This window comes from Streptomyces mirabilis (assembly GCF_018310535.1).
GTDB lineage: Bacteria > Actinomycetota > Actinomycetes > Streptomycetales > Streptomycetaceae > Streptomyces.
In genome coordinates, this window is the sequence record NZ_CP074102.1 from 2,762,121 (window position 1) to 2,777,092 (window position 14,972).

A 14,972-nucleotide genomic window follows, 5' to 3' on the forward strand; every position below is an offset into this window, starting at 1 on the left:
CCGACGCCTCGCGCACCACACACCAGTAGTTCTCCTCAGGAGGATGACCAGACGAAGGGAGAAGCCCATGCGCTTCGAAATCATGCGACTCGACGATGTCGACGGCACGCCCGTGGACACCACCGTTGTAGACGCCGCCTCCGTCAACCGGATCGTTCAGCAGGCCGCCGCCATCGGGCAGCGACTGTGGATCCGCCCGGCCGAATCGTCCGCTTCATAACATTTCAGAGCAGTTCGAAGCAGTCACGGAGCAGTTCACCTCCGGGCGGACGCCTTCAGATTTCAAAGCCCCGTACGGCACGATGCCGTACGGGGCTTTGCGCGTTCTCACAGGCTCACGGTCAGCTCGCCCGGATCACCTGGGTGATCCCATTGATGATCTGCTGCACGGCGATCGCGGACAGCATCATGCCCGCGAGCCGGGTCACCAGCACGACACCGCCGTCCTTGATGACACGGATGATCAGCAGCGAGTAGCGCATGACCAGCCACAGGACGACATGGATGGCGAGGATCGCGGCCCACACGGACACCTGCGTGGCGACGGTGTCGGCCTTCTGGACCGCGAGGATCACCGACACGATCGCGCCGGGGCCCGCGAGCAGCGGCATGCCGAGCGGTACGAGGGCGACGTTGACGTCCTTGGTCTGCTTGGGCTCGTCGGTCTTGCCGGTCAGCAGGTCGAGGGCGATCAGAAGGAGCAGCAGCCCGCCCGCGATCATCAGCGCGGGCACGGACACATGCAGGTAGTCGAGGATCTGGTGGCCGAGGAGGCCGAAGACGGCGATCACTCCGCCGGCCACGCAGACGGCCTGGAGGGCCATCCGCTTCTGCACCTTGGCGGGGCGTCCCGCGGTGAGCGCGAGGAAGATCGGGGTGATCCCGGGGGGATCCATGATGACGAAGAGGGTGAGGAAGAGGGAGCCGAAGACGGCGACGTCGAACATGAGTGAATAAGGCCTTGCGAAGGTGGGGAGATCGGCGCGGCGAGGTCAGCCGCCACCGCTGGGGAAAGGCGTTCCGCCGGGCGGAACGGAGGCACACGACGGCCTGCGTCGGGCGCTTTGCCGGGCGCCTTGTCGGGCGCCTTGTCGGGCGCTTCGAGGAACCTGGGGCGTGAAGGCGGGCGTCAGGCTCCGCCGGTGCCCGGCACGGGGAACGCCCCGGTCGCCCGCCGGGTGATCTCGCCGTACACCTCGGGGTCGGTCGTGAACTCCCCGAGCACACAGGTCTTGCGGCTGCCGTGGTAGTCGCTGGACCCGGTGGCGAGCAGTCCCAGGTCGGCGGCGAGGCCGCGCAGCCGGGCGCGGGTGGCCGGCTCGTGGTCCATGTGGTCCACCTCGATGCCGTCGAGGCCGGCGGCGGCCAGGTCGGCGATCGCGGACTCCGGCACGGTCCGGCCGCGCTTGGCGGCGGCCGGGTGCGCGAAGACGGTCACGCCGCCCGCGGCCTTGACGAGGCGGATCGCCTCGAAGGGGTCGGTCTCGTGCTTGGGCACGTAGGCCCGCCCGCCGTCGGCCAGCCAGTTCTCCGTGAAGGCGTCGGAGACGCTGTCCACGACCCCCAGCTCGACCAGGGCGGAGGCGACGTGCGGCCGCCCGACGGAACCCTCGCCCGCGATGCGCGCGACCTGCTCCCAGGTGACCGGCACGCCGAGCTCCTGGAGCTTGGCGACCATGGCCCGGGCGCGCGGCACGCGGTCGTCGCGCACCAGTTCGCGTTCGGCGAGCAGCCCGGGCTCCTCGGGGTCGAAGAGGTAGGCCAGCATGTGCATGCTGACGCCGTCGAGGCGGCAGGAGAGCTCGGCGCCCGTGACGAGGGTGAGCCCCTCGGGCAGCGCGGCCAGCGCCTCAGCGTATCCGCGGCTGGTGTCGTGATCGGTCAGCGCGACGACATCGAGACCGGCAGCGCCGGCGTTGCGCACCAGCTCGGCGGGGGTGTCCGTACCGTCGGACGCGGTGGAGTGGGTGTGCAGATCGATGCGCACGACGCGGACTCCAGGCGGTGACGGGATGGGCGGGACCGCTCAAGGATAACGGGATTCCTGAGCGCCTCCGTCACACCCGTACCCGCCGAGCGCCCCCTACGCTCACCCTGTGAGCGCGCCATGGTTCCAACGCCCCGTCAGAGGCGCGGGGAGCTGCGCATCCGCCCCAGAACAACCCGCACGCAACCACCCGAGGCACCCCGCACCACAGCGGAGCACTAGGGCTCCAGGATCCGCGGCGACAACGCCCCGCACGGCAACAGGTCCACCTCCGCCCCCGCATCCCGCAGATCCGTCAGCACCAGCTCGTCGTACATCAGCAGCCCCGTCTGCTCGGGCCACACCACCGCCCACACCCACAGCCCCAGCGCCTCGCCCGCGAAGACGGCACGGTCGTCGGGGCTGCCTGCCACATGCCAGAGCGGGGTCGGGCGACCGGCCGCGAGGACCTTCGCCTGAGGTGGTTTCTCGACGTTCATGTACGGCCCCGGGTCGGGTCCGTCGATGCCCGCGTACCGCGCGCCGAGGCCGACGCCGAGCTCCTCGGCGACGAGGATCAGCTCACCGACGCCGCCGAGCGGTCCGGGGCCCGAGCAGGCCACGGCCGTCGCGCGCCCTCCGCTTCGATCGTCACCGGCGAATGCCGCGCCGGTGAACAGCCAGCCGACCGGCAGCGGCCACGGCATCCACACCGGCACCCGGGCACGGTGCACCACTACACCGAGGGCCTCGACGCTGGGCGGGATCACGGGCTGCAGCGGATACACGGTCCCGTGCACATCGCACTGCCAGGAGTCGGCAAAGAGGCCGGGAGCCCTGACCCGGCCACCACACTTCGGGCAACTGGGTTCGCCCCTCATAGGGCCCAACGGTCCTCCCCGTCTTTCGCCGCGTCAAGGACGATCACCCGTCCGGAGCGCGCCGGTCACCCGATGGAACTAGATGCAGCTTGCATTAATTAGCCCTTCTAACTTATTATGTGTATACGCCAACGATCTGGCCAACGATCCATGGCCGCCGATCTCTCCCTACGCAGTCGAGGAGCGAGCATGATCAACAACACGGGAGGTCCCGCCGAGGGGGACACGTTCGACGCCGGTGCGGGCAGCATCCTGCGGCAGCCGAAGGCCGTCTGGGCGACCGCCGGCGCGTCCGTCGTCGCCTTCATGGGCATCGGGCTCGTCGACCCGATCCTGCCCTCCATCGCCAAGGGCCTGGACGCCACCCCGAGCCAGGTCTCGCTGCTCTTCACCTCGTACTTCCTGATCACCGCGGTCGCGATGCTGGTGACCGGCTTCGTCTCCAGCCGCATCGGCGGCAAGAAGACCCTGCTGCTCGGCCTCGCGCTCGTCGTGGTCTTCGCGGGGCTCGCGGGCACGTCCGGCTCGGTCGGCGAACTCGTCGGCTTCCGGGCCGGCTGGGGCCTGGGCAACGCACTGTTCGTCTCCACCGCCCTCGCCGTCATCGTCGGAGCGGCGGCGGGCGGCAGCGCCGCGGCGATCCTGCTCTACGAGTCCGCGCTCGGCCTCGGCATGGCGTGCGGGCCGCTGCTCGGCGCCCTGCTCGGCAACGCCAGCTGGCGCTACCCCTTCTTCGGCACCGCGTTCCTGATGGCGGTCGGCTTCCTGTGCATCACGGCGTTCCTGAAGGAGCAGCCGAGGCCCGCGAAGAAGACCTCACTGCTCGACCCGATCAAGGCGCTCGGCCACGGCGGCCTCGCCTCGGCGGCCGTGTCGGCGTTCTTCTACAACTACACGTTCTTCACCGTGCTGGCCTTCACCCCGTTCGTGCTGAACATGACCCCCTACAAGTCGGGCGCCGTGTTCTTCTGCTGGGGCCTGCTGCTCGCCGTCTTCTCGGTGATCGTGGCGCCGCGGATGCAGGCACGGTTCGGCTCGCTCAAGGTGCTGGGCGGCTCCCTGGTCCTGCTCGCCGCGGATGTGCTCGTGCTCGGGTACGGCAACCACACCGCGGCCGTGGTCTGCACGATCCTGTCGGGCGCCTTCATCGGCGTGAACAACACCGTCTACACCGAGCTGGCGCTCGGCGTGTCGGACGCGCCTCGCCCGGTGGCGAGCGCCGGCTACAACTTCGTCCGGTGGTTCGCCGCCGCGGCCGCGCCCTACTTCGCTCCGAAGATCGAGGAGTGGAGCGACATCCACATCCCGTTCGTGGTGGCCGCGATCACCGCCGCGATCGGCGCGGTCGTGGTCTACGTACGGCGGAACGCGCTCTCCCACGAGGCCGAGGAACTCCAGCCCAAGCACGCCGCCGAGGACAGTGTGACCGTGTTCGCCGGCTGACTGTTTTCGGCCAGGAAACCGACCTGCTCTCAGGTCGGCGGGAAAGGACGGGCGAGAAGTACTCAATCCAGCGGAACGGACTTGCGCGAGGGATCGCGCAGGTCCGTTCCGCCGTTCAGCCAGCGTTCCTGAAGGGCCCCGGCGCCGTGCACGCGCTTCCACGCGGCCTCGTTCGGCGTCATCGGGAGCAGTGGCAGGAACCGTACGGGATCGGCGGGCGCGTCCAGCTCCAGGTCCTCGACCAGGCCACCGGACTCCGCGACCAGAACCGAGGTGAACGGTGCGCCGGGCCACAGCGCCCCGCCCACGTCGAGCGAGGCACCGGGGGCCACGATCAGCCCCTCGACCTGCGGGGACGCGGCGAGCACGGCGAGCGGGCGGAGCACCTTGTCGGTGTCGGCGGCGCCGGGGCGGACGGACAGGACCAGCTCCGCGCGCGGGCCCTTCACCGGGTCGGCGAGGACCGCCGTGGGGTCCGCCATCGGCTGGGCGGACATACCGAGCGTGGCGTAGCGGACGACGTCACCCTCCGTGAAGCGCAGCACTTCGATGCGGTCGGTGCCGAGGAAGGTGACCGCGGCCCGGGCGTCGGGTTCGCCCAGCGCGGAGCGCAACCGGGCCTCGACCAAAGGAAGAACATCAGCCATGAGCCGAGCATAGAACTCGTCAGTAACGGGCAAAGCGGCGGCTTGACGCTTCAGTGCGCTGATAGTCTTGGCCGCTGGTCGGGGCAGCACGCAGAAGCGTCGCTCTCAAGCTCCGACGCACTGAGACTGACTGTCTTCCCCACGGGGGGAGCCAGCTCCCCCACGGGGGATGGATCGTCCCTCACGGGGGACCGACCGGAGGAGGTGGGGCTGCAATGGACCGAAGTCGACCTGGCAGTACCACCCGCTCTTCCGGTCGCTGAAGTTCTGTAGCTGGTTCCAGCCGCTCCCCGGCTCCCGTAGCTCTGTCGGCTGCTTCCTCCTGCAAACGTGTGCATACGTGTCAGCGTTGTCCCGGTGCACCACGGAAGAGCGCTTCGTTTCCGCCTGATCCATCCGATCTGTCTGATCTGAATCAGTAGCGAAGCTGCCACCGCGACGGTGCGGTGCTCCCCGCTTTGTGGACGTGCCAAACATCCGCAGTCAGGACGTCCCCATTCCGGGTAGTTTCAACCGTCGTCGGTCGCCTCCGTTGCGAAGGAGCCCGTCATGTCGATGATTCGTGACCTGCGTGCCGCGGTCCGTCCCCGTCCCTCGCTGCGCAAGGACAGTGGCTCGTACGACCACACCCGCGCCCCCGGGACCAACTCCGCCGTGGTCGACTGCGCCGTCTACCGCGACGGTGCCCGCATCCGGACCCCCGAGCCGCTGACGCCCCAGGAGGCGATGCGGCTGGTACACCGCGACGGCGGCTTCGTGTGGATCGGCCTGCACGAGCCCACGGAGGCCGAATTCGCCGGTATCGCGGGCGAGTTCGGGCTGCACCCGCTGGCCGTCGAGGACGCCGTCCAGGCCCACCAGCGGCCCAAGCTGGAGCGCTACGACGACTCCCTGTTCACCGTCTTCAAGACCATCCACTACGTCGAGCACGACGAACTCACCGCCACCAGCGAGATCGTGGAGACCGGCGAGGTCATGTGCTTCACCGGGCGGGACTTCTTCATCACCGTCCGGCACGGCGGGCAGGGCTCGCTGCGGGCGCTGCGGCACCGGCTGCAGGACGACCCCGAGCTGCTCGCCAAGGGGCCCTCCGCCGTGCTGCACGCCATCGCGGACCACGTCGTCGACGGGTACATCGCGGTCGCGGACGCCGTGCAGGACGACATCGACGAGGTGGAGACCGAGGTCTTCTCGCCGGGCCGCAAGGGCACTCCGCGCGGCACGGACGCCGGCCGCATCTACCAACTCAAGCGCGAAGTGCTGGAGTTCAAGCGGGCCGTCTCCCCGCTGCTGCGCCCGATGCAGCTGCTGAGCGAGCGCCCGATGCGGCTGATCGACCCGGACATCCAGAAGTACTTCCGCGACGTCGCCGACCACCTCGCCCGCGTCCAGGAACAGGTCCTCGGCTTCGACGAACTGCTCAACTCCATCCTCCAGGCCAACCTCGCGCAGGCGTCCGTGACGCAGAACGAGGACATGCGCAAGATCACTTCCTGGGCCGCGATCATCGCCGTACCGACGATGGTCTGTGGCGTGTACGGCATGAACTTCGACTACATGCCGGAGCTGCACTGGAAGTTCGGCTACCCGCTGGTGCTGGGCGCCACGGTCGGGATGTGTCTGTCGATCCACCGGATCCTGAAGCGCAACGGCTGGCTCTGATCGCACCGGGCGGCCGCCGCGCGCCCCTGGATAGGCTGGGCCCATGACGGAACAGCTGCTCGACCGGGCCCTCGTCGAGGAGGCCACGAAGAAGTCCGGGCTGATCTGGGTACGGAGCGGCGGCGTGCCGGCGCACGAGGCGCCGGGCGCCGAGGCGCCCACCCGGGCCCTGTGGCACGTGTGGCACGACGGCGGGGCCTGTCTGGTCGGCGACGGGCCCGGTGAGCAGCCGTTGCCCGGGCTCGTCGACGGGGGCGACGCGGTCGTCGTCGTCCGCAGCAAGGACAAGGGCGGGCGGCTGGTCGCGTGGACCGCGGAGGTGGTCGAACTCGCGCCCGGCTCCCCCGCGTGGGAGGCGACGGTCGCCGAGCTCAAGGGCAAGCGCCTGAACGCGCCCGACGGCGAGGAGATGCCGGCCCGCTGGGCCCGCGAGTGCCGGGTGCTGCGCCTGGAGCCCCGGGCGGGCACACTCCCGCTGCCGGACGGCTCGCTGGCCGCCGCGCCGATCCCGTCCCCGGCGACCACCCGGCAACCGATCCCGGCCGCCGTACCGCGCCTGCTCTTCAAAAAGCGGGGACGCCGCCGCTAGGGCCTGTCCGCCGGACAGGCCCCAGGGCTACGACGTCGGCAGCTGCTTGCCGTAGTCCACGGTCTCGTCCTTGGCGGGTTCCGCGAGGGCGAAGTTCTTGCCCCAGTCGGTGAGACTGAGCGTGCCCGCGTCGCCCGCGCGGACCAGGAGCAGCGGGTACGGGGTTCCCTTCAGGGAGACGTCCAGGGTGCCTCCCGCGCCCTTGTCGCCGGTGATGCGGATGGTGCGGACGCCGGACTGCTCGTGGTGGCCGTCCGTGGCGAGGGAGCCGTGCAGGGTCAGCAGACCGTCGAGCAGGACGTCCTTGTCCGTGAAGCTGATGAAGCGCTTGTAGGCCGGGTCGCCGCTCGGGACCTTCACGAACTTGCCGTCGAGCTTGTCGGCGGCCGCGGTGTCCGCGGACGTGGCACCGCTCTTGCCGGCCTGGTGGTTCCAGAACTCGGCGTCGGCCTTGAGGAAGAGGTGCCGGCCGACCCGGAGCAGATGGAAGCTCGCCCCCTCCGAGGTGACGGAACCGGTGCCGCCGTCGGACTTCAGCCGCATGTCGAGCTTGTACGTGCGCCCGTTCGACACCACGGTCCCGGCGAGTCGCACCGCCTCGGCGGACGTGGCGGCCTTGCGCGTCTTCGACTCGATCTCGGTGGCGGACAGCTTCCCCACCCCGTTCGTGCCCGCGTCCGGATCCTCACCACCGCATCCCGTCAGCCCCGTCCCCGTCACGACCAGTGCGCACATCGCGCCCACCAGTGCGGCCCTGCGGGTACGGCCCTGGGAAATCGCAGTCACAGGTAGGGCTGCCTTTCATACGGGTGTCCATGCGGGTGTCCATGCGCGTCTGGGTGCGCGTGTCCGTGCGGGTGCCCATGCCGGGGTGGCCGTGCCGGGTGTCCCCAACGGCGTACGGCAGCGTACCCGTGCCGCGCGTGCCCGGCGGAGCCAGTCCGTCCGGACCGCTCACCAGGGCGTATCCGACCGGGGCGGGCTAGCCTGAAGCCCACCTGAGCGGACAGGTCGGGACGAAACGCCCGTACAGAGAAAGCCGGCAAGCGTCCGGAGCAACACGGAAAGAAAGAGCAACACGGAAAGAAGGAGGCGCGGGCATGGCCGCAGGCGCCCCCCGGATCTTCGTCTCGCACCTCGCCGGTGTCGCCGTCTTCGACCCCAACGGCGACCAGGTGGGCCGCGTGCGGGACCTGGTCGCCATGCTCCGCGTCGGGCGCCGCCCGCCCCGGTTGCTCGGGCTGGTCGTGGAACTCTCCACCCGGCGGCGCATCTTCCTGCCCATGACCCGTGTCATCGGCATCGAGTCCGGCCAGGTCATCACCACCGGAGTCCTGAACGTGCGCCGCTTCGAACAGCGGCCCACCGAGCGGCTCGTCTTCGGTGAACTGCTCGACCGGCGGGTCCGGATCGTCGAGACCGACGAGGAGGTGACCGTGCTCGACGTGTCCGTCCAGCAGCTGCCGGCCCGCCGGGAGTGGGAGATCGGCCGCGTCTTCGTGCGCAAGGGCCGCAGCGGGACCTTCCGGCGCACCAAGGGCGAGACGATGACCGTCGACTGGTCCGCCGTCACCGGCTTCTCGCTGGAGGAGCACGGACAGGGCGCCGAGAGCCTCCTCGCCACCTTCGAGCAGCTGCGCGCGGCCGACCTCGCCAATGTCCTGCACCACCTGTCGCCGAAACGGCGCGGGGAGGTGGCCGCCGCCCTGGACGACGACCGCCTCGCCGACGTCCTGGAGGAGCTCCCCGAGGACGACCAGATCGAGATCCTGGGCAAGCTCAAGGAGGAGCGCGCCGCCGATGTCCTGGAGGCGATGGACCCCGACGACGCGGCCGACCTGCTCGCCGAACTGCCCGAGGACGACGTGGAGCGGCTGCTGACGCTGATGCGGCCCGACGACGCGGCCGACGTACGACGGCTGATGTCGTACGAGGAGCGGACCGCCGGCGGTCTGATGACGACCGAGCCCATCGTGCTGCGGCCCGACGCCACGGTCGCCGACGCACTCGCCCGGGTCCGCAACCCCGACCTGTCCCCCGCGCTCGCCGCGCAGGTGTATGTGTGCCGCCCGCCGGACGAGACACCGACCGGCAAGTACCTGGGCACGGTGCACTTCCAGCGGCTGCTGCGCGACCCGCCGTACACGCTGGTCAGCTCGATCCTCGATGGCGATCTGCAGGCGCTCGCGCCGGACGCGGCGCTGCCCGTCGTCGCCGGGTTCTTCGCCACGTACGACATGGTCGCCGCGCCCGTCGTCGACGAGAGCGGCTCGCTGCTCGGCGCGGTGACCGTGGACGACGTACTGGACCACATGCTGCCGGAGGACTGGCGCGAGACCGAGTTCCATCTGAACGAGGACGAATCGCAGGACGAGCGTCTGGACGAACCTCAGGAGCGGCTCCCGGGCGAACGCGAGGGCGACCGCGAAGACGACCGGGGCGACGACGAGGAAGGCGACCGGGAAGACGACCGCGAAGGCGTGGACGAAGGGGGGCGCGATGGGGCCTGACCGCGAGACCCGCGAACGGGCCGCCACCGGGGCGACCGCCACCACCCGGCCCCGCACCCGCCTCGACCAGCCGATGCCGCCGCGCCGCCGGCTGGTGCCCGAGTGGGACCCGGAGGCCTTCGGGCGGCTGTCGGAGCGGATCGCGCGTTTCCTCGGCACCGGACGGTTCATCGTCTGGATGACGGTCGTCATCATCGTGTGGCTGGTGTGGAACGTCGCGGCACCGCGCCATCTGCGCTTCGACCCGTACCCGTTCATCTTCCTGACCCTGATGCTCTCGCTCCAGGCCTCCTACGCCGCCCCGCTGATCCTCCTCGCGCAGAACCGCCAGGACGACCGCGACCGGGTCAACCTCGAACAGGACCGCAAGCAGAACGAGCGCTCGATCGCGGACACCGAGTACCTCACCCGCGAGATCGCCGCCCTGCGCATGGGCCTCGGCGAGGTCGCCACCCGCGACTGGATCCGCTCCGAATTCGAGGACCTGATCAGGGAGCTGGAGGAACACCGCTCCGACGGCCGGGTCGTATTCCCGGCAGAACGGCCGTCGCGACGTGACGTAGACGACCGCTGACGGGGCTTTCCGGGCCCGGGGCCGGGCGCCGTACCATCGTCCTATGGCTACGGAAGACGCGGTGCGCGAAGCACTGGCGACGGTGAACGACCCCGAGATCCAGCGACCCATCACCGAGCTGGGGATGGTCAAATCGGTGGAGATCGGTGCGGATGGCGCGGTCGCGGTCACCGTGTATCTGACCGTCTCCGGCTGCCCGATGCGCGAGACCATCACGAAGAACGTGACGGAGGCGGTCTCGGCGGTCGAGGGCGTCACCCGCGTCGACGTGACCCTGGACGTGATGAGCGACGAGCAGCGCAAGGAGCTGGCGACCGCGCTGCGCGGCGGCCAGACCGAGCGCGAGGTGCCCTTCGCCAAGCCCGGCTCACTCACGCGCGTGTACGCGGTCGCCTCGGGCAAGGGCGGTGTCGGCAAGTCCTCGGTGACCGTGAACCTCGCGGCGGCGATGGCGGCCGACGGCCTCAAGGTCGGCGTGGTCGACGCGGACATCTACGGCCACTCGGTGCCCCGCATGCTCGGTGCGCACGGCCGTCCGACCCAGGTCGAGAACATGATCATGCCGCCGTCCGCGAACGGCGTGAAGGTCATCTCCATCGGCATGTTCACCCCGGGCAACGCACCGGTCGTCTGGCGCGGCCCGATGCTCCACCGCGCCCTCCAGCAGTTCCTGGCGGACGTCTTCTGGGGCGACCTGGACGTCCTGCTCCTCGACCTCCCGCCGGGCACGGGCGACATCGCGATCTCGGTGGCCCAGCTGGTCCCGAACGCGGAGATCCTGGTCGTCACCACCCCGCAGCAGGCGGCGGCCGAGGTCGCCGAGCGCGCGGGTTCCATCGCCGTCCAGACCCACCAGAAGATCGTGGGCGTGGTCGAGAACATGTCGGGCCTGCCGTGCCCGCACTGCGGCGAGATGGTCGACGTCTTCGGCACGGGCGGCGGCCAGACGGTCGCCGACGGCCTGACCCGCACCACCGGCGCGAGCGTTCCCGTCCTCGGCTCCATCCCGATCGACGTCCGCCTCCGCGAGGGCGGCGACGAGGGCAAGCCGGTCGTCCTGACCGACCCGGAGTCCCCCGCGGGCTCCGCCCTGCGCGCCATCGCGGGCAAGCTCGGCGGCCGCCAGCGCGGCCTGTCCGGCATGTCCCTGGGCATCACCCCGAGGAACAAGTTCTAGCCCATTCCCCAGCAGCACGTAGCCAGGGGCGCTCCGCCGGGGAGCGCCCCGAAGGGGCGCGGGGCTGTGACATATACGGCTCCGCCGCGATGGCGCGACCAGCCACAGACGACCCGCAGCCGCCGAACGAGCCACAGCCCTACCTCGGCCCGCGTTCCCGTCCCCCTCCCGTCCCGGAGGGCACCGTCACGCGTACGCCGCGATGTCCTTGATCATGGCGAAGCCCAGCCCGTACGCGCTCATCCCCCGGCCGTACGCCCCCACATGGACCCCCATCTGGGTGGAACCCGCGAGGACCCAGCCGAACTCCAACTCGCGGTAGTGGAACGGCGTGGGGACGCCGTCCACGGGGAGGGAGAGCGAGGACCAGTCGGGCCCTTCGAGGTCGTCCGCGAGGACCCACGCCGTCTCGGTCTGCTGGTCCAGCCAGTCGTCCCGCCGGGTGTGGTCCATCTGGCCGGGCCAGGTGAAGGACAGCAGCCCCACACCGGCCAGCCAGGCCGCCGAGGACACCGACGTGGCCTCGAGGAGCCCCGAACCGTCCGCGCTGCGACGCGAGGGGCTGGCCGCGACGGTCACCACGACCGCGAACCGCTCCTTGTCCTCCGTGGACTCGCTGCGCACCGAGGGCTCTTCCCCGTGCCCGATCGAACCGTGCTCGACGGCACCGTCCGCCGACGTACCGACCTGCATCAGCCAGCGCGGCCCCGTGAAGGCCTCGTCAAGGCCGTACCACGGAAAGGGTGCCAGCAGGTAGCCTTCGGCCGTGCGGCGGGCGGAGGGGAGCTGCTGTCCGCCTTCCGCGGCCGGCGCCTGCGCGCCTACCCGACTTGTCGTCTCCATCTGCCCGGACGCCTCCTTGCTCTCGTCGGACCGGGCGGCCCGCCCCCCTCGGGCGTCCTCAGCAGTCCGCACAACAACTGGGCAGCATAGCCACACCACTCCGAGCAGCAGGGAAAGCACCCGGCGCGTAGGGCGTGCACGCGCCGTTTTCAGGCCGAGTCACACGCCTGCGGGCACCACTCAGGTGGCGTCCGCGTCGAAGGGCGGGCGCTCGTCCGGGTCGCTCTTCTCGGGCTTCTTGGTCATGTCGATCGAACCGCCGGAGGAACCGGAGGACGAGGACGGGGAAGACGAAGAGGACGACGAGGAGGAGTCCGTGTCGCGGCTGTGCACCGCGTCCGTGACCTCGGCCATCTCCTTCTTCAGGTCGAAGCCGTTGCGGATCTCCTTGAGCCCCAGCTCGTCGTTGTCCAGCTGCTTGCGGATGAACGTCTTGGGGTTGAGGTCCTCGAACTCGAAGTCCTTGAACTCCGGGCCGAGTTCCTCGCGGATGTCCGCCTTGGCGCTCTCCGAGAACTCACGGATCTTACGGATGGTGCGGGTGACGTCCTGGATCATCTTCGGGAGCTTTTCCGGACCGAAGACGAGCACGGCGAGGACAACGAGCGTCACCAGCTCGAGCGGTCCTATGTCATTGAACACCTGAAGCTCCTTGCGATGTCCTCAGTCCTCGGCCCTCGGGATTCTTCCGTGGTCCGGGCCGGGATCCACGGTACCCGTCGATCCCGTCCGTCCGGAACTGTCCCGGGCCTTCCGGGTTCGTGTACACGACGAGTTTCCCCGGATGTTCGCCGCTCAGCACGGGCCTGGGGTCCCTCCTGTGAAGTTCATGTCAGTTGCTGTCGAAAGAGGTCAGCCGCCGTTCGCGGAGCCGAGGACCAGAGTGACCGTCCGCTGCGAGCCGCCCCGTCGGAGGGTCAGCCGCAGCCGGTCGCCGGGACGGTGGGCGCGGGTCTTCACGATCAGCTCCTCGCCCGAGTGGACGCGCTGTCCGTCGACCTCGGTGATGACGTCGCCGGCCTTGATGCCCGCCTTGGCCCCGGGGCCGCCCGCGGTGACCGGCGCGCCGCCGCCCTTCGTCCCGACCCGGGCGCCGTCGCCCGTGTAGTTCATGTCGAGCATGACCCCGATCACCGGGTGGGTCGCCCGGCCGGTGTTGATCAGCTCCTCGGCGACACGCTTGGCCTGGTTGACGGGGATGGCGAAGCCGAGCCCGATGGAACCGGCCTGACCGCCCTGGAGGTCGGTGCCGTTGTCGGCGGAGCGGATGGCGCTGTTGATGCCGATGACGCGGGCCCGCGTGTCGAGGAGGGGGCCGCCGGAGTTGCCGGGGTTGATGGGCGCGTCGGTCTGCAGCGCGTCGACGTACGAGACGTCGCTCCCGTCGCCCTTCTCGCCGCCCGCCGTGATGGGCCGCTCCTTGGCGCTGATGATCCCGGAGGTGACGGTGTTGGCGAGGTCGAAGGGCGCGCCGATGGCGACGACGGGGTCGCCCACCTGGACGCTGTCGGAGTTGCCCAGCGCCATGGGCCGGAGCCCACGGACTCCCGACACCTTGACCACGGCGAGGTCGTAGCCGCTGTCGTGTCCGACGACGGTGGCCTTGGCGCTCTCGCCGCCGCTGAACGTCACGGTTATCTCGCCGCCGCTGCCGGCCGGCTCGACCACGTGGTTGTTGGTGAGGATGTGACCCCGGGTGTCGAGCACGAACCCGGTGCCGGTGTCCTCTTCGCTGGAGCCGCGCACATGCAGGGTGACCACGCTGGGCAGCGCGCGGGCCGCTATCCCGGCCACGCTGTCCGGGGCCCGCCCGGGCGCCTCCTTGGCGGCCTGCGGCAGTGTGACGTCACCGACCCCGCCGTTGCGCTCCAGATAGGCCCCTACGGCGCCCCCGACGCCTCCGGAGACGACAGCGAGCGCGACGGCCCCGAGGACCAACGCCTTCCTCGCCCGCTTACGCCGCTGGGTCTTCGTCTCGACAGCCGCCCCGTTCTGCTGGAGCGGTCCCGGGGCGGCCCAGGGATCGTAGTTCTGCCACGGGGTGGGAGCCGGGTGGGGGTTGCTCGGGTACGGGGCGGAGGGCGGGCCCGGGGGCACGGCGGTGCCGTGAGCGGGGGTGGCCGCCGGGTGCTGGACGGGCGGGGCGGGCGCCCAGGGGCCCGGCTCGCCGTACGGCGGGGTGCTGTAGGGGTCGGGGTCGTGCAGGGGCCCGGGGCGGTCGACGGGGGCCTGCTGCGCCGGTACGGCGGCCACCGGGGCCTGGTCGGCGGGCGCCGCGCCGGACGGCCCACCGGCCTCTTCGGCACCGGGCCCGCCGCCCTGCTGAGCCAGAGCAGGGCGTTCCAGCTCGAAGTCGCCGTCGCTGTCACTCCCGGCGCCGGCCCCCGAGGGGGCGTCGCCCGACAAGACCGTGCTCGACGGGGCGGCGCCCGACAGAGTCGTGCCCGATGAGGCGGCGCCCACCGACGGCCGGTCCAGCTCGTAGTCCCCGTCGGACCTGTAGTCCCCGTCGGACCTGCGGTCGCCCTCAGGCCTGTGGTCCCCGTCGGACCTGTGGTCCGTCTCTGCCCCGGAGATGCCCTCGACCGGACCCACCGCGCCGACCCCCGGAGGGACCGGGCGGGGCCGACTCCACCACTTCGCCTTCGTGGGCTTCCCCTCGTTCATGCTCTCCCCACAC

Annotated in this window: 15 protein-coding genes; 7 read left to right on the forward strand and 8 right to left on the reverse strand. The window is 70.6% G+C overall.

What is annotated here, in order from left to right; genetic code table 11:
* The first annotated feature begins 67 nt into the window (after positions 1-67).
* Positions 68-220: a DUF8834 family protein gene (locus SMIR_RS11970; RefSeq protein WP_095852725.1), complete on the forward strand. Its 153-nt coding sequence runs from the start codon at positions 68-70 to the stop codon at positions 218-220.
* Between the two features lie 121 nt (positions 221-341).
* On the opposite strand, the gene SMIR_RS11975 is transcribed toward SMIR_RS11970, so the two are convergent.
* The 3 genes from SMIR_RS11975 to SMIR_RS11985 all read right to left on the reverse strand — a co-directional run bounded on the left by SMIR_RS11975 (position 342) and on the right by SMIR_RS11985 (position 2,847).
* Complete coding sequence (locus SMIR_RS11975) at positions 342-947, reverse strand: MarC family protein (RefSeq protein WP_075028797.1); 606 nt, start codon at positions 945-947, stop codon at positions 342-344.
* A 182-nt stretch (positions 948-1,129) separates the two neighbouring features.
* The gene (locus SMIR_RS11980; protein ID WP_168495295.1) at positions 1,130-1,987 is read right to left on the reverse strand and encodes a PHP domain-containing protein; all 858 of its coding nucleotides are present in this window, start codon (positions 1,985-1,987) and stop codon (positions 1,130-1,132) included.
* 218 nt (positions 1,988-2,205) lie between these two features.
* A complete protein-coding gene (locus SMIR_RS11985; protein WP_101400516.1) occupies positions 2,206-2,847 on the reverse strand; it encodes a DUF6758 family protein in 642 nt (213 codons plus the stop codon).
* A 189-nt stretch (positions 2,848-3,036) separates the two neighbouring features.
* Here SMIR_RS11985 and SMIR_RS11990 point away from each other — a divergent pair, with 189 nt between their 5' ends.
* Entirely contained in the window at positions 3,037-4,290 is a 1,254-nt protein-coding gene (locus SMIR_RS11990; RefSeq protein ID WP_168495293.1) for an MFS transporter, read from the forward strand.
* A gap of 62 nt (positions 4,291-4,352) precedes the next feature.
* Here SMIR_RS11990 and SMIR_RS11995 read toward each other — a convergent pair whose 3' ends face one another.
* On the reverse strand, positions 4,353-4,937 hold the full coding sequence (locus SMIR_RS11995) for a suppressor of fused domain protein (RefSeq protein ID WP_075028794.1): 585 nt from the start codon (positions 4,935-4,937) through the stop codon (positions 4,353-4,355).
* A gap of 549 nt (positions 4,938-5,486) precedes the next feature.
* Here SMIR_RS11995 and SMIR_RS12000 point away from each other — a divergent pair.
* Positions 5,487-6,599 carry a magnesium and cobalt transport protein CorA gene (locus SMIR_RS12000; RefSeq protein ID WP_168495291.1) on the forward strand — a complete coding sequence of 371 codons (1,113 nt, stop codon included), beginning with the start codon at positions 5,487-5,489 and terminating at the stop codon, positions 6,597-6,599.
* Between the two features lie 43 nt (positions 6,600-6,642).
* Positions 6,643-7,188, forward strand: coding sequence for a hypothetical protein (locus SMIR_RS12005; RefSeq protein WP_212726980.1), 546 nt, complete (start codon positions 6,643-6,645; stop codon positions 7,186-7,188).
* 27 nt (positions 7,189-7,215) lie between these two features.
* Here SMIR_RS12005 and SMIR_RS12010 read toward each other — a convergent pair whose 3' ends face one another.
* The gene (locus tag SMIR_RS12010) at positions 7,216-7,923 is read right to left on the reverse strand and encodes a hypothetical protein (protein WP_211119066.1); all 708 of its coding nucleotides are present in this window, start codon (positions 7,921-7,923) and stop codon (positions 7,216-7,218) included.
* A 365-nt stretch (positions 7,924-8,288) separates the two neighbouring features.
* Between SMIR_RS12010 and SMIR_RS12015 the strand changes: the two genes are divergently transcribed.
* Genes SMIR_RS12015 through SMIR_RS12025 form a run of 3 tightly spaced genes read left to right on the forward strand, consistent with a single transcriptional unit; the run spans position 8,289 to position 11,449 of the window.
* Complete coding sequence (locus tag SMIR_RS12015; RefSeq protein ID WP_168495289.1) at positions 8,289-9,698, forward strand: magnesium transporter MgtE N-terminal domain-containing protein; 1,410 nt, start codon at positions 8,289-8,291, stop codon at positions 9,696-9,698.
* Complete coding sequence (locus SMIR_RS12020) at positions 9,688-10,272, forward strand: DUF1003 domain-containing protein (protein WP_168495287.1); 585 nt, start codon at positions 9,688-9,690, stop codon at positions 10,270-10,272. Before SMIR_RS12015 ends, SMIR_RS12020 begins: the two co-directional genes overlap by 11 nt.
* Positions 10,273-10,315: 43 nt before the next feature.
* Complete coding sequence (locus SMIR_RS12025; RefSeq protein ID WP_075028788.1) at positions 10,316-11,449, forward strand: Mrp/NBP35 family ATP-binding protein; 1,134 nt, start codon at positions 10,316-10,318, stop codon at positions 11,447-11,449.
* A gap of 186 nt (positions 11,450-11,635) precedes the next feature.
* On the opposite strand, the gene SMIR_RS12030 is transcribed toward SMIR_RS12025, so the two are convergent.
* From SMIR_RS12030 to SMIR_RS12040, 3 genes are all read right to left on the reverse strand, one after another.
* Entirely contained in the window at positions 11,636-12,292 is a 657-nt protein-coding gene (locus tag SMIR_RS12030; RefSeq protein WP_211118802.1) for a hypothetical protein, read from the reverse strand.
* Between the two features lie 180 nt (positions 12,293-12,472).
* The gene (locus SMIR_RS12035) at positions 12,473-12,934 is read right to left on the reverse strand and encodes a sec-independent translocase (protein WP_101400508.1); all 462 of its coding nucleotides are present in this window, start codon (positions 12,932-12,934) and stop codon (positions 12,473-12,475) included.
* A gap of 210 nt (positions 12,935-13,144) precedes the next feature.
* Positions 13,145-14,959 (reverse strand): trypsin-like peptidase domain-containing protein, encoded by a 1,815-nt coding sequence (locus tag SMIR_RS12040; protein WP_168495282.1) that lies wholly within the window; start codon positions 14,957-14,959, stop codon positions 13,145-13,147.
* Positions 14,960-14,972 lie beyond the last annotated feature (13 nt).

Bases quoted from the DNA above. Each gene is read 5' to 3' on its own strand.
- SMIR_RS11975 (WP_075028797.1), bottom strand. From the start codon at position 947: ATGTTCGACGTCGCCGTCTTCGGCTCCCTCTTCCTCACCCTCTTCGTC.
- SMIR_RS12010 (WP_211119066.1), bottom strand. From the start codon at position 7,923: ATGTGCGCACTGGTCGTGACGGGGACGGGGCTGACGGGATGCGGTGGT.
- SMIR_RS12015 (WP_168495289.1), top strand. From the start codon at position 8,289: ATGGCCGCAGGCGCCCCCCGGATCTTCGTCTCGCACCTCGCCGGTGTC.
- SMIR_RS12040 (WP_168495282.1), bottom strand. From the start codon at position 14,959: ATGAACGAGGGGAAGCCCACGAAGGCGAAGTGGTGGAGTCGGCCCCGC.
- SMIR_RS12030 (WP_211118802.1), bottom strand. From the start codon at position 12,292: ATGGAGACGACAAGTCGGGTAGGCGCGCAGGCGCCGGCCGCGGAAGGC.
- SMIR_RS12025 (WP_075028788.1), top strand. From the start codon at position 10,316: ATGGCTACGGAAGACGCGGTGCGCGAAGCACTGGCGACGGTGAACGAC.
- SMIR_RS11970 (WP_095852725.1), top strand. From the start codon at position 68: ATGCGCTTCGAAATCATGCGACTCGACGATGTCGACGGCACGCCCGTG.
- SMIR_RS11995 (WP_075028794.1), bottom strand. From the start codon at position 4,937: ATGGCTGATGTTCTTCCTTTGGTCGAGGCCCGGTTGCGCTCCGCGCTG.
- SMIR_RS11990 (WP_168495293.1), top strand. From the start codon at position 3,037: ATGATCAACAACACGGGAGGTCCCGCCGAGGGGGACACGTTCGACGCC.
- SMIR_RS12020 (WP_168495287.1), top strand. From the start codon at position 9,688: ATGGGGCCTGACCGCGAGACCCGCGAACGGGCCGCCACCGGGGCGACC.
- SMIR_RS12005 (WP_212726980.1), top strand. From the start codon at position 6,643: ATGACGGAACAGCTGCTCGACCGGGCCCTCGTCGAGGAGGCCACGAAG.
- SMIR_RS12000 (WP_168495291.1), top strand. From the start codon at position 5,487: ATGTCGATGATTCGTGACCTGCGTGCCGCGGTCCGTCCCCGTCCCTCG.
- SMIR_RS11985 (WP_101400516.1), bottom strand. From the start codon at position 2,847: ATGAGGGGCGAACCCAGTTGCCCGAAGTGTGGTGGCCGGGTCAGGGCT.